General features: G+C 56.0%; 12 protein-coding genes and 4 tRNA genes. 7 read left to right on the forward strand and 9 right to left on the reverse strand.

Annotated elements, in window-relative coordinates; all coding sequences use genetic code 11:
* Nucleotides 1-4: 4 nt before the first annotated feature.
* Together BXY66_RS08860 and hemA are read right to left on the reverse strand one after the other, a co-directional pair.
* The gene (locus BXY66_RS08860) at nt 5-1,213 is read right to left on the reverse strand and encodes a helix-turn-helix domain-containing protein (protein WP_341785796.1); all 1,209 of its coding nucleotides are present in this window, start codon (nt 1,211-1,213) and stop codon (nt 5-7) included.
* Nucleotides 1,214-1,309: 96 nt separating this feature from the next.
* Entirely contained in the window at nt 1,310-2,545 is a 1,236-nt protein-coding gene (hemA, locus tag BXY66_RS08865; protein WP_132859765.1) for a 5-aminolevulinate synthase, read from the reverse strand.
* A gap of 259 nt (nt 2,546-2,804) precedes the next feature.
* Between hemA and BXY66_RS08870 the strand changes: the two genes are divergently transcribed.
* Together BXY66_RS08870 and BXY66_RS08875 are read left to right on the forward strand one after the other, a co-directional pair.
* Complete coding sequence (locus BXY66_RS08870) at nt 2,805-4,178, forward strand: M20/M25/M40 family metallo-hydrolase (RefSeq protein ID WP_132859766.1); 1,374 nt, start codon at nt 2,805-2,807, stop codon at nt 4,176-4,178.
* 49 nt (nt 4,179-4,227) lie between these two features.
* Nucleotides 4,228-5,100: an alpha/beta fold hydrolase gene (locus BXY66_RS08875; protein ID WP_132859767.1), complete on the forward strand. Its 873-nt coding sequence runs from the start codon at nt 4,228-4,230 to the stop codon at nt 5,098-5,100.
* 33 nt (nt 5,101-5,133) lie between these two features.
* Here BXY66_RS08875 and BXY66_RS08880 read toward each other — a convergent pair.
* Together BXY66_RS08880 and BXY66_RS08885 are read right to left on the reverse strand one after the other, a co-directional pair.
* Nucleotides 5,134-5,210: transfer RNA gene (locus BXY66_RS08880), tRNA-Asp, on the reverse strand.
* Nucleotides 5,211-5,261: 51 nt separating this feature from the next.
* A tRNA-Asp gene (locus tag BXY66_RS08885) sits at nt 5,262-5,338 on the reverse strand.
* A gap of 222 nt (nt 5,339-5,560) precedes the next feature.
* Between BXY66_RS08885 and BXY66_RS08890 the strand changes: the two genes are divergently transcribed.
* Nucleotides 5,561-5,743, forward strand: a complete 183-nt coding sequence (locus BXY66_RS08890) for a hypothetical protein (RefSeq protein ID WP_132859768.1) — start codon at nt 5,561-5,563, stop codon at nt 5,741-5,743.
* 158 nt (nt 5,744-5,901) lie between these two features.
* Here BXY66_RS08890 and BXY66_RS08895 read toward each other — a convergent pair.
* The 3 genes from BXY66_RS08895 to BXY66_RS08905 form a co-directional block, all read right to left on the reverse strand.
* Nucleotides 5,902-5,977, reverse strand: a tRNA-Val gene (locus tag BXY66_RS08895).
* Nucleotides 5,978-6,140: 163 nt separating this feature from the next.
* A tRNA-Val gene (locus BXY66_RS08900) sits at nt 6,141-6,215 on the reverse strand.
* A 19-nt stretch (nt 6,216-6,234) separates the two neighbouring features.
* Nucleotides 6,235-6,537, reverse strand: coding sequence for an HU family DNA-binding protein (locus tag BXY66_RS08905; RefSeq protein ID WP_243694331.1), 303 nt, complete (start codon nt 6,535-6,537; stop codon nt 6,235-6,237).
* On the opposite strand from BXY66_RS08905, the gene BXY66_RS08910 reads away from it, so the two are divergent.
* Complete coding sequence (locus BXY66_RS08910) at nt 6,536-6,817, forward strand: hypothetical protein (protein WP_132859769.1); 282 nt, start codon at nt 6,536-6,538, stop codon at nt 6,815-6,817. The two genes, BXY66_RS08905 and BXY66_RS08910, sit on opposite strands and share 2 nt — an antisense overlap.
* A gap of 138 nt (nt 6,818-6,955) precedes the next feature.
* Here BXY66_RS08910 and lon read toward each other — a convergent pair whose 3' ends face one another.
* Together lon and tgt are read right to left on the reverse strand one after the other, a co-directional pair.
* Nucleotides 6,956-9,358 (reverse strand): endopeptidase La, encoded by a 2,403-nt coding sequence (gene lon, locus BXY66_RS08915; RefSeq protein ID WP_132859770.1) that lies wholly within the window; start codon nt 9,356-9,358, stop codon nt 6,956-6,958.
* A 473-nt stretch (nt 9,359-9,831) separates the two neighbouring features.
* The gene (tgt, locus tag BXY66_RS08920; protein WP_132859771.1) at nt 9,832-10,962 is read right to left on the reverse strand and encodes a tRNA guanosine(34) transglycosylase Tgt; all 1,131 of its coding nucleotides are present in this window, start codon (nt 10,960-10,962) and stop codon (nt 9,832-9,834) included.
* Nucleotides 10,963-11,138: 176 nt separating this feature from the next.
* On the opposite strand from tgt, the gene BXY66_RS08925 reads away from it, so the two are divergent.
* From BXY66_RS08925 to BXY66_RS08935, 3 genes are all read left to right on the forward strand, one after another.
* Nucleotides 11,139-12,026 carry an SPFH domain-containing protein gene (locus BXY66_RS08925; protein WP_132859772.1) on the forward strand — a complete coding sequence of 296 codons (888 nt, stop codon included), beginning with the start codon at nt 11,139-11,141 and terminating at the stop codon, nt 12,024-12,026.
* A complete protein-coding gene (locus tag BXY66_RS08930; RefSeq protein WP_132859773.1) occupies nt 12,026-12,301 on the forward strand; it encodes an NfeD family protein in 276 nt (91 codons plus the stop codon). Before BXY66_RS08925 ends, BXY66_RS08930 begins: the two co-directional genes overlap by 1 nt.
* Nucleotides 12,302-12,505: 204 nt before the next feature.
* Nucleotides 12,506-12,880: an SUF system Fe-S cluster assembly protein gene (locus BXY66_RS08935; RefSeq protein ID WP_132859774.1), complete on the forward strand. Its 375-nt coding sequence runs from the start codon at nt 12,506-12,508 to the stop codon at nt 12,878-12,880.
* The last annotated feature ends 25 nt before the right edge of the window (nt 12,881-12,905 follow it).

Consider the following 12,905-nt stretch of genomic DNA (forward strand, 5'->3'; position numbering starts at 1 on the left):
GTTGTCACTCGTCCTCCACGACCACATTCTGCGCAGCTGCCAGCGCAACGATACGGGCGAGCTCGGGATCGCTGTCCAGGTCCGCAACTTCAAATCCGTCTCGCAAGCCATTGACGTCCAAAGCCAAATCTCTGACTGTCCCGGTACCTTCGCCAGCCGGACCGTAAATTTCACCGTTCAGCTTGAAGTACACCGAACCAGACATACCGGCGCGTAAGGTGGGCGCCTCCTCCGTTGCTGGAAGGACGTATTCTTCGCCGGCATCGAGGATCTTTTCGAACAAAACTGTGCCTTCGGAGGAGCGCACTCGCACCCAAGCAGGCCGTACTGCCATGATGACCACTTCTGGTGCACCGTCTTCGATCACCTTTGGCACTGGAAGGTCGCCCAACTCAGGTGCCGCTTCGGCGAACAACGGTGTATCCGGTGTGAACAGTCCGAGATTGTCGGGGCTCAATTGGGAAATGGGCGCATCGCGCGCCACCAGAACTGGAACATCCAACGCCTGCGGACGATACAGGCGATCCAAAGCCTCAGCCGGCGGCGTGAACAGGCCAGCCGCCTGTGTGGCATCTTCCGGTTCGTCAGATACAGAAATCGCCGAGCTAACCGGATCAAGATCGGCCAACACCACAGGCGCCTGCTCTACCGGCGCCAGTGTGACACGCTGTATCTCATTGAGAACACTCCAGCCGCCGTACCCAATGCCGGCAATCAGCGCTAGCAAAACCAGCGAACTGCCAATTGCGCGCGGCTCAACGCGCGACAAAATCGAATCTTGTGCGGGAGCAAATGGAGTATTGGGCGCAGCGAATGGATCGGAGGACACTCCAGCCAGAACCTTATCGCGTTTGCGCATGGTAGACGCTTCCGCCGACATACCGTGCGCGGTGGAGAATCCGCTCTCCTCGCAAAATTTCTCGAATGCCATTTCCGGGTCCATTTCCAGATAGCGCGCATATGAACGCACGTATCCGGCAATAAAACCTGGAGTTTCAAATGCTGAGGGGTCGCAGTTTTCAATGGCGGAGATGTAGGCGGCGCGAATTCTCAACTCTCGCTGAACATCCAACAGGGACTTGCCCATCGTTGCACGTTCTCCGCGCATCATATCACCAAGACGCACGTCGAAGTCGTCATAGCCCTTAGGCCGTGTATCTACTTCTTCGGATTTGCGCTTCGCCTTGCGCCCGATCATGCCAATTCGCCCCATCGTGATGCCGGTCCTCTGCCATTCCCCGATTCGGACCGATCCCTTTTGTTATCACGATCCTAACAGAAAATAAGGAAAATCACAGCTTAGGGTAAATCAGCCCGCAATATCGGCACGATTCAGCGCACAGTGGCTCCACAAGGCGTCCATGCCTTTGATAAGCCTGTCCATTTCTTCCGGGCCATGCACGGGCGACGGGGTGAATCTCAGCCGCTCAGTGCCCCTTGGGACGGTCGGAAAGTTAATGGGTTGGACGTAAATTCCATAATCCGACAGCAGGTGGTCCGACAGAACCTTGGTGTGGATCGGATCCCCCACAATCACGGGAACAATATGGCTTCCGTGGTCAATGATGGGCAATCCAAGCCCTTTCAGGCGCAATTTCAGAATCTTCGCCTGTGTCTGGTGCTGGTCACGCAGGTCTTGATCTTCTTTGAGATGCGCAACCGACGCTGCTGCCCCGGCTGCAATGGCCGGCGGAAGCGACGTCGTAAAGATGAAGCCCGGCGCATAAGACCTTACAGCATCACACATTTTCTCTGATGCAGCGATATAGCCGCCCATCACGCCATAGGCTTTGGCAAGCGTGCCATTAATAATGTCGATGCGATGCGCCAGGTTGTCGCGCTCGGTGACACCGCCACCACGCGGGCCGTACATGCCAACCGCATGAACTTCGTCGATATATGTCAGTGCGCCGAATTCATCCGCCAAATCGCAAATCTCCGCGATTGGCCCGAAATCGCCATCCATCGAGTAAACCGATTCAAACGCGATCAACTTTGGAGCCTTGGGATCGTCTGCTTCCAGCAATTCACGCAGATGGGCCACATCATTGTGACGGAAAATGCGCTTGGCGCCGCCGTTCCGGCGAACACCTTCGATCATCGACGCATGGTTAAGTGCGTCGGAGTAGATGATCAGTCCCGGAAACAATTTCGGCAGCGTGCTCAGAGTCGCATCATTCGCGATGTAAGCGCTGGTAAACAGCAGAGCTGATTCCTTGCCGTGCAAATCCGCCAGTTCTGCCTCAAGCTTTTTGTGAAACACAGTGGTGCCAGAGATATTGCGCGTTCCGCCGGACCCCGCCCCCGCGGCTTCAATAGCGTCGTGCATCGCTCCCATAACGACAGGGTGCTGCCCCATGCCAAGATAGTCGTTGCCGCACCAAACGGTGATAGGCTGCTGGGTGCCATCCGGACGCGTCCAATTCGCATGTGGAAAGTTGCCCTGCTGGCGCTCGATATCAATAAAGGTTCTGTAACGACCCTCTTCATGAAGGTCGTTCAAAGCCTTATCCAGCTGCGCCGAAAAATCTACAGATCGCTCCACAGAGGGCTCCCCTTCGCTGTCTAAACGGATGGTGTCCGTTCTTTAGGACGCCGTTATAAATTGCTGGTGCTAATGTCACCAGTCTAGCGACGCACCAATTGTTTCTCAACAAAATGATTAACGCGCTGATTACCGGCTTTGATATCGATCAAATTGCGGTTTTGCGAGGCTGGACAGTCCAAAAACCGGTGCTAGGCTCCCCGCAAATCGTCGCACCAGCGCGTTAACGGTGCGTAAAAAACCTCAGAAGGAGACCGCCATGTCGCTTGACGCAATACTTGCTAGAATCGATCAGGATATGCCCGAAGCCATCGACCGCCTGTTCGAACTGTTGCGGATTCCCTCCGTTTCCACCGATCCAGCTTACAAAGATCACTGCGATGCGGCGGCTGACTGGCTTGTTGCTGATCTGAAAAGCATTGGCGCCACAGCGGAAAAACGCGTTACCCCGGGCCACCCAATGGTGGTCGGGCACGTCGAAGGCAATGGTCCGCACTTGCTGTTCTACGGTCACTATGACGTTCAGCCGATTGACCCTATCGAACTGTGGGACCGCGACCCGTTTGATCCCGAATTGCAAGACACGCCTTCCGGCAAAGTCATCCGGGCCCGCGGCTCTTCCGATGACAAAGGCCAGCTGATGACCTTCGTCGAAGCCTGTCGCGCGTGGAAAGCCATTCACGGCACCCTCCCCTGCAAAATCACCTTTTTCTTTGAGGGCGAAGAGGAAAGCGGGTCGCCTTCTCTGGTGCCATTCATGAAAGAAAACGCCGAAGAACTGACAACCGACATTGCCCTGATCTGCGACACCGGCCTATTTGAAAGCGCTGTGCCCGCCATCACCACTATGTTGCGTGGTCTTCTGGCCGAAGACTTCACAATCACTGGTCCGTCTCGTGACCTGCATTCCGGCATGTACGGCGGAATCGCTATGAACCCGATCCGTGTTCTCACCAAAGCCTTGGGCGCGTTGCACGATGAAACCGGCGCAGTGACGCTTGACGGGTTTTACGACGACGTGCCTGAACTGCCGGACGAAGTCCGCGCACAATGGCAGGGTCTCGGTTTTGATCACGAAACCTACCTTGGCGACGTGGGCCTGAAATCACCGGCAGGTGAACAGGATCGCACGCCTCTCGAGCAAATCTGGTCGCGACCAACCTGCGATGTGAACGGCATTTGGGGTGGCTACACCGGCGACGGCTTTAAAACCGTTTTACCTTCAGAAGCATCCGCCAAAGTATCTTTCCGGTTGGTTGGGCAACAGGACCCCGACAAGATTCGCGAAAGTTTCCGCAATCACCTCGAAAGCTATCTGCCTGAAGGCTTCACCGTCGACTACCGCACGGAAAAAGGCTCTGCGGCGTCGCAGATGTCCATAGAAGACCCGGCCTTCGAGAAAGCTCGCAAAGCGCTTTCCGATGAGTGGCCCCGTCCGGCAGCCTATGTCGGATGCGGCGGTTCCATTCCGATCGCAGGTTTCTTCAAGGACCTGCTCGGCGTCGACGCCATGTTGATCGGCTTTGGAAAGGACGACGATCAAATCCACTCTCCGAACGAGAAATACGATCTTGAGAGTTTCCACAAAGGCATTCGGTCCTGGGCGCGCATTCTAGACGCACTCTCCAACTGACATTAAGTGGCGCGGGTACTTCCCGCGCCCTTTTCTTTGGAGCGCGCGTATGTTCGACACCACAGAAACCGCATTTGCCGAAGTCAATGGACAGCTCATCGCCTACCGCACTCTGGGCGAAGGTCCTCCCGTCCTGATGCTGCACGGCTACCCTCAAACCCATGCGCTTTGGAAAAACGTCGCCAACCTGCTCAAGGCGGAATTCAGCCTCGTTCTTGCAGACTTGCGCGGCTACGGAGACAGCTCCAAACCCGAAGGCTACGAAAACTACACGTTTCGTGAGATGGGCAAAGATCAACTGGCCCTTATGTCGTCCTTGGGGTTCGAGCGATTTCATCTGGTCGGACATGACCGTGGTGCGCGCGCTGCCCACCGCATGGCCCTGGACGCTCCGGACCGCATTGAAAGCCTGACGGTGATGGACATCGTCCCGACCCATCATATCTTAAGCAATCTCCGCAAAGAGGTGGCCGCTGCCTATTATCATTGGTTCTTCCTAACCCAGCCGGAACCAGCACCAGAGCGCATGATTCTAGCCGACCCCGACAGTTACTACCTAAGCTGCCTCACAGGCTGGGGACATGCGACAGCGGAAGACTTTGATCCCGACCAACTCTCGGCTTACCGCACGGCCTGGAGGCATCCGGAAACCACACGCGCAATGTGCGACGACTATCGCGCGACCCTGAATCTGGACTATGAGCACGACTCTGCCGACCTCGGTCGAAGGGTGACCTGCCCGACATTGGTTCTTTGGGGTCAGGACGGCGTTATGGACAGATTTTATGATGTACCGGCCACCTGGGAAAACCGGTTTGAGAATATGACTGCCAAAGCCATGCCTGGTGGTCACTTCTTCATTGACCAGCATCCTCAGGAAACGGTTGCGGCATTGCGGGCGTTCCTCAACAAAGCGCTCTAAGGCACCATTTTCCATCGGGAATTGAGGAGAAAGTGGCGCGGTTGACGGGGCTCGAACCCGCGACCCCCGGCGTGACAGGCCGGTACTCTAACCAACTGAGCTACAACCGCGCTTTTGCCTTTCGGCGTGTCCCTTTTGCCGGGGACCAAGGCTGGCAGCGGTGGCGCGGTTGACGGGGCTCGAACCCGCGACCCCCGGCGTGACAGGCCGGTACTCTAACCAACTGAGCTACAACCGCTCGCTGCCGCGTCAGGGCAGTGCCCGTCAGCGTGAGGCGTGGTTTATGCTGACCGCTCTGGCACGTCAAGCGCATATCCGCTCCGAATTCAAAGAAATTTCGCAAAGCCCCGCCAAGCGTTTACCGCACATCAGCGATCTACTGCTCACGGCTTTGCGAACTGTTAATGATGTGTTTAGATATCGGCACTGCAACGAGTCACTTTTCAAAGGAAATTCAACTATGAAACCTCTCTATGCTGCCCTCTGCGTCGCCGGTCTGACCCTCGCCGCGTGCTCCCAGCCTGAGCCCGAGCCAGTCTACCTGCAGCCGAACTTTGACAAAGCTGGCAACGCCAGCTGTGACGCGGGCTACGCGCTGGTAACAACAGAAGCCGGTTCGGTTGCCTGTGCGCCTGCAACCTAAGGCATAGAATCTCTCGATTCTTCTGGGCGTCCCTATTTGGGGGCGCCTTTTCCTTTTTCAGCACTTCAGAAACTCAGAGAGCGCCTGAACACGAACGCAACGCACGGCAGACAGATACGATCGAGCCAAAGGCGTTTTGCCGGTACTGAGAAGGGGAATGGTGGGTCGTGAGAGGCTCGAACTCCCGACATCTTCGGTGTAAACGAAGCGCTCTACCAACTGAGCTAACGACCCGGTGGAGCAGCGTTTAAACCTCCCAAACGGGGAGCGCAAGAGCCTTTTTGAGAAAAATTCGTTCCGGCGGATTTTTGTTGGACGCACACTGGAAATTCCAAACCCGTGGCCGAAATCAACAACGGGCGCTCGACCTTTTTCAGGGAGCGCCCGCGTCAAAACATGGTGGGTGATAAGAGATTTGAACTCCTGACATCTTCGATGTGAACGAAGCGCTCTACCACTGAGCTAATCACCCGGCGTCGCGCTGTCTAGCTTCACTCCGCAGCCTTCGCAAGGCCCTCGCCATCTGTTTTTGAATTGCTTTCCGAAGGCTCATCGTCATCGCTCACACCCTTGCGACGCACCTTGGCAACGATCACCTGACCGTCGTCCAATTCCTTGGACCTCTGCACTTTTACCCGCCCCAGCGGCGGCAGTTGCAAAGAGCGTCCCGCCTCCAGCGCCTCACCAAGAATTGCCAGCGCAGCCTCGATCGCGGGTTTGGCGTCCCGTTTCTTCACGCCGGAACGATCAACTGCCAAATCAACCAACTCTTTCTTCCGCAAGTCCGGCTGCATGGAATTGTCTAGTTCGGGCGTCACTACCACATCTGACGGTACCTTGCGGGTGGTTGCCCGCGTTGTTGTCTGCGGCAATGGCGTCGCTGTCGCCTTGGTGGAACTCGCGGTCTTGCCGGACACCGTCGCCTTAGTGGTGGTTTTGCTCCGGCTACTGGTGGTTTTGCTGGATCGGGACGTCGTCGTGGCCCGACTCCGAGCGGATGAACTCTTGCGAGTGCTGCTGGTGGAGGGTGTTTTTGCCATTGTGTCCTCGCTGAACTGCTCACCCCGACCCTAACAGCCAACCGCGGAAAAAACCATAGGAATTACTATTTCTTGCAGGTTCACCCCACCTCAGACACAAGATAAGCCAAACCAAAATAGAAAACGCGCCCCCTGATAAGAGAGCGCGTTTGTGCCTTTTTCCGTCTGACAATCAGTGCGCGGTGGCGCTTGCCCCCTGCTCCGCCTTGAGTGCGGCCGCGGCGGCTTCTTCCGCTGCTTCATCCCACTCGATGGCTTCCGGCTCTTCAACAAGCGCCAGCTTCAGAACTTCGGACACGTGCTTGACCGGGATGATTTCCAGTCCGTCCTTGACGTTGTCTGGGATGTCCGCCAGATCCTTCTCGTTTTCCTGAGGGATCAGAACCGTCTTGATGCCGCCACGCAGTGCCGCGAGGAGTTTCTCCTTTAAGCCGCCAATCGGCATCGCGTTGCCGCGCAAGGACACCTCACCTGTCATCGCGATATCTTTGCGCACCGGAATGCCTGTCAGCACCGACACGATCGACGTGACCATTGCCAAACCAGCAGACGGGCCGTCCTTTGGCGTTGCGCCATCGGGCACGTGCACGTGGATGTCGATCTTGTCGAAGACCGGTGGTTTAACGCCGATTTGCGGGCTGATGGACCTCACATAGGACGAAGCCGCATCGATCGACTCTTTCATCACGTCGCCAAGCTTACCGGTAGTCTTCATGCGTCCCTTGCCAGGCAGCTTCAGACCCTCGATATGCAGCAGGTCACCGCCCACGCTTGTCCACGCAAGTCCGGTCACAACACCAACCTGGTTCTCTTCCTCAGCCAAGCCGTAACGGAACTTCTTCACACCAAGGAAATCATCCAGATTTTCAGGTGTGACTGACACGGTTTCGGCATCGCCCTTGACGATCTTCGTGACAGCCTTTCGTGTCAGCTTGGCCAACTCGCGCTCAAGGTTCCGCACACCCGCTTCACGGGTATAGGTGCGCACGATTTCCTGAATGGCTTCATCCGACACTTCGAATTCACCACTCTTCAAACCATGGTTCTTGATCTGCTTGTCGATCAGGTGCTGACGTGCAATTTCGCGCTTCTCGTCCTCGGTGTAACCCGCCAGCGAAATGATCTCCATCCGGTCCAGAAGCGGTCCGGGCATGTTGTAGGAGTTCGCGGTTGTCAGGAACATCACGTTCGAAAGATCGTATTCCACTTCAAGGTAGTGATCCACGAAAGTACCGTTTTGCTCCGGATCAAGCACCTCAAGCATCGCAGACGCCGGATCACCTCGGAAATCCTGACCCATCTTGTCGATTTCATCGAGCAGGATCAACGGGTTGGTGGTCTTTGCCTTCTTCAGAGCCTGAATGATCTTGCCAGGCATGGAGCCGATATAAGTCCGGCGGTGGCCGCGGATTTCGCTCTCGTCGCGCACGCCGCCGAGCGAAATACGGATGAACTCGCGACCAGTCGCCTTTGCAACGGATTTGCCAAGCGAGGTCTTACCAACGCCGGGAGGGCCTACAAGGCAAAGAATCGGCCCTTTGAGCTTGGCCGAACGTTGTTGCACAGCGAGGTACTCGACGATGCGCTCTTTGACCTTCTCAAGACCATAGTGGTCCTTGTCCAGCACACCTTGCGCCGCGTTCAGGTCCTTTTTCACACGACCGCGCTTGCCCCACGGGATGGACAGCATCCAGTCGAGATAGTTGCGCACGACGGTCGCTTCGGCAGACATCGGGCTCATGTTCTTGAGCTTCTTCAGCTCGCCCTCGGCCTTTTCCTTGGCTTCCTTGGACAACTTGGTCTTGGAAATCTTTTCCTCAAGCTCGGCAATCTCGCCTTCGCCCTCTTCTCCGTCGCCAAGTTCCTTCTGAATGGCCTTCATCTGCTCATTCAAATAGTACTCGCGCTGTGTCTTCTCCATTTGCGTTTTGACACGCGTCTTGATCTTTTTCTCAACTTGGAGAACGCTCATTTCGCCCTGCATCAGGCCAAACACCTTCTCTAGGCGCTCGCTCACGGACAGGGTTTCGAGAAGGTCCTGCTTCTGATCAACTTCGATGCCCAGATGTCCGGCCACAAGATCAGCCAGCCGCGCCGGTTCTTCCGCATCTTCAACGGCGCTCAGCGCTTCTTCCGGAATGTTCTTTTTGACCTTCGCATAGCGCTCGAATTCGTCTCCAACAGAACGCAACAGCGCTTCGATGGTGGCAAGATCACCAGGCATCTCTTCCAGACGCTCGGCGCGCGCTTCAAAAAAGTCATCGTTGTCGATGAAATCAACGATCTTCACACGGCTCTGGCCCTCGACCAGCACCTTCACGGTTCCGTCGGGCAACTTCAGGAGTTGCAATACGTTGGCCAATACACCTGTGCGGTAAATTCCGTCGTGACCCGGATCATCCTCGGCGGGGTCGACCTGACTGGACAGCAGGATCTGCTTGTCGTCGGCCATCACCTCTTCAAGCGCGCGGACCGATTTGTCCCGCCCTACGAACAGCGGCACGATCATATGTGGGAACACCACAATGTCGCGCAGCGGCAGGACTGGGTAAGAAGGATTAAGAGGCTCTAACATGAGTTTTCCTTGTTCTAGCAAAGCAGCCCGGGTCCCTCTTCTAGGCAACCACTCGTCTACTTTCTGTTTCCTCGGCTTACTGAAATGGGGGCCTGCCCCCACCGATTCAACCGCATTTTCTATGTTGGCAGCTACAATGCCCCTACCCGCCGCGGGTCACAAGGCGAGAAAGACCATCCAACCGTACTTTTAAGCGATTTGCTTAATTTCGCCGCTGGAGCCGGATACAACGGAATCCCTGCCGCGGAGTCATGTTTTTAACAACATATTCTGGCCTCTACTGTTTCCAGATGCGAAACAAAGAGGCGGTTTTGTCGAAACTGGTTCAGCTTCCCGATCCGACGGCCCGCGCCGCGATGACAACTGCGCGGTGCGATTCTCCGAAGATCATGAGCTGCATTTTCCGCTTGCTGGCAGCCGAAAGGCAACGCTTCCGCTTCCCGACAGTGTCGACACTCACGCAGGTGCTCAAGTCAGATGGGTTCAATGTCCCCTTGCGCGCGCTGCGCATGGAATTCCGTTTCCCAAACGTCAAAACTCCCCGCAGCGATTGCATCACGCATCCCCTGCATAATCTCCTGAAAGTAGTGGAGATTGTGCCAAGTGAGCAGCATCCCTGAAATCATCTCGTTTGATCGGAACACATGATGCAAATAGGCGCGGGAATAGTTCTGACATGCCGGGCAGCTACATTGTTCATCCAAAGGCCGAGGGTCATCCTGATGGCGGGCATTCTTGATGTTTACGACCCCATGGCGTGTGAACACCTGCCCGGTTCGTCCACTGCGAGACGGCAAAACGCAGTCCATCATGTCAATGCCGCGCTTAACTGCGCCAACGATGTCGTCAGGTTTACCCACGCCCATCAAATAACGCGGCCTGTCGACGGGAAGCATGTCCGGCGCAAAGTCGAGACACCCGAACATCGCTTCCTGCCCCTCGCCTACGGCAAGTCCGCCAACGGCGTATCCGTCAAACCCGATCTCTCTCAACGCTTCCGCCGACTCTTCGCGAAAATCCTGTTCAAGGCCACCTTGTTGAATCCCAAACAAAGCATGCCCAGGACGATCCCCGAATGCTTGCTTGGACCGGTCCGCCCAACGCATCGACAAGCGCATGCTTTCTGCAATTCGATCACGATCTGCCGGCAAGGCGGGGCATTCGTCAAAACACATGACAATGTCGCTGCCCAAAAGTTTCTGGATTTCCATCGATCGCTCAGGCGTCAACTCGTGCTTGGATCCATCGATGTGGCTTTTGAATGTCACGCCCCGCTCGGTAAGTTTGCGCAACCCCGCCAAGCTCATCACCTGAAAACCACCCGAGTCGGTGAGGATCGGACGTTCCCAGTTCATGAATTTGTGCAATCCGCCCAACCGGTCAATGCGTTCAGCGGTCGGACGCAACATCAGGTGATATGTGTTTCCCAAAAGAATGTCGGCGCCTGTTTGGCGCACACTTTCTGGCATCATTGCCTTTACCGTAGCGGCCGTTCCAACAGGCATGAATGCCGGCGTGCGAATTTCGCCCCGCGGCGTGGAAATCACGCCCGTGCGGGCCTTTCCGTCGGTGGCGTTCAGGGCAAAGGAAAATCTCTCGGTCATCGGCGTTAACTGCAACTCTTCAGGGCGGAAAAACGAAAAAACCCAGCATTCAAGGGGATTTCCGGTCAGGTTTCCCCCTCCTTACGCCACCCATGCGATCTTGTAAAACGCTGGCCATTGACCACATTCTAAGCCATGAAAACACAAGAAGATTTTAAAGGGAGCAGAGAAAGCACATGGAAGATCTCGTGATCGGACTCCTTTCGGAAAACATCGTCCTCATTCTGGCGGCCGTCTTTCTGGTCGTCGTCATTCTCAAGGGCGTGCGCATTGTGCCACAATCAGAAAAGCACGTCGTTGAACGCTTTGGGCGGCTGCACTCGGTGCTCGGGCCGGGCATCAACTTTGTCGTGCCGTTTCTGGACGTTGTACGCCACCAGATTTCCATTCTGGAACGCCAACTGCCCAATGCGACTCAGGATGCAATCACCAAGGACAACGTGCTGGTACAGATCGACACCTCGGTGTTTTACCGCATTCTGGAGCCGGAAAAGACTGTGTATCGAATCCGTGACGTCGACGGCGCAATTGCGACGACCGTGGCAGGGATTGTGCGCGCCGAAATCGGCAAGATGGACCTCGACGAGGTTCAATCCAATCGCGCAAACCTGATCGCCTCCATTCAGGCTTCGGTGGAAACCGCGGTTGATGATTGGGGCATCGAAGTCACCCGCGCCGAAATTCTCGATGTGAATCTCGATCAGGCGACCCGCGATGCGATGCTGCAACAGCTGAACGCCGAACGCGCCCGCCGCGCGCAAGTGACCGAGGCCGAAGGCCAACGCCGTGCCGTGGAACTCGCAGCCGACGCAGAGCTTTATGCGGCAGAACAAACCGCCAAGGCGCGCCGGATCGGAGCCGAAGCCGAAGCTTATGCAACCGAAGTCGTCGCAAAGGCGATCCGTGAAAACGGCATTCAGGCAGCCCAGTACCAAGTCGCGCTCAAGCAGGTCGAAGCCCTCAATGCTTTGGGCAACGGCGACGGCAAGCAAACAATTGTTGTACCGGCTGCCGCGCTGGAAGCTTTCGGTGATGCCTTTAAAATGCTCAAGGGAGGATCGTGATGGCCGACTTTGCAACAACTTGGTGGGTCTGGATGGCCAGTGCGCTCGTACTTGCCATCCTCGAAGTTCTGGCCCCCGGCTTTGTGTTTCTCGGCTTTGCCATAGGCGCGGCGGTGGTAGGGGTTGCGCTTCTGGGCCCGATGCAGCTGCTTTCGGTTCCGATGATCCTTCTGGTCTTCGCCGCCTTGTCCTTGGTTGCATGGCTAATATTGCGCCGCGTATTTGCTCTGCCCACGGGCCAAGTCAAAACCTTCGAACACGACATCAACGACTGATATCCGCGCTTTCATCGCATACCTGCAAAGCAGGCCGTCCAGACCCAAGCTTGTCACAGGTTTGGGTCTTTTCTTTTCTACGGCCGATTCTGGCAAGAAATGCCAACTCTGTGGGATTGCTCATGTTTTTGTCATATCGCCCCCACTGGACCTCGCCTTCCAATTTTCCTATATGAAAAACTCAGGAAATTTGATGGACAGAGCATGACACAGGCCCCCGATCCCTCCGTTGCCCCCGTTGAAGGCACCCCCTTGATCGCGCCCTCCAGCGTCGATCACCCGCTGCACGAGCAGATCGTGGAAGCCTGCCGCAGCGTTTATGACCCGGAAATCCCGGTGAATATCTACGACCTCGGATTGATCTATACCATCGAGATAAACGCTGAGAACGACGTGAATGTGATCATGACTCTGACTGCTCCGGGTTGTCCGGTTGCAGGCGAAATGCCAGGCTGGGTTCATGAAGCCGTTGCCGGGGTCGGTGGTGTGAGAAACATCGACGTAGCTCTGGTCTGGGAACCCCCTTGGGGCATGGAAATGATGAGTGATGAGGCCCGTCTAGAGCTGGGCTTTATGTGATTTCACAATGGGTTGGGAAGGAAAG

This window comes from Shimia isoporae, assembly GCF_004346865.1.
GTDB lineage: Bacteria > Pseudomonadota > Alphaproteobacteria > Rhodobacterales > Rhodobacteraceae > Shimia > Shimia isoporae.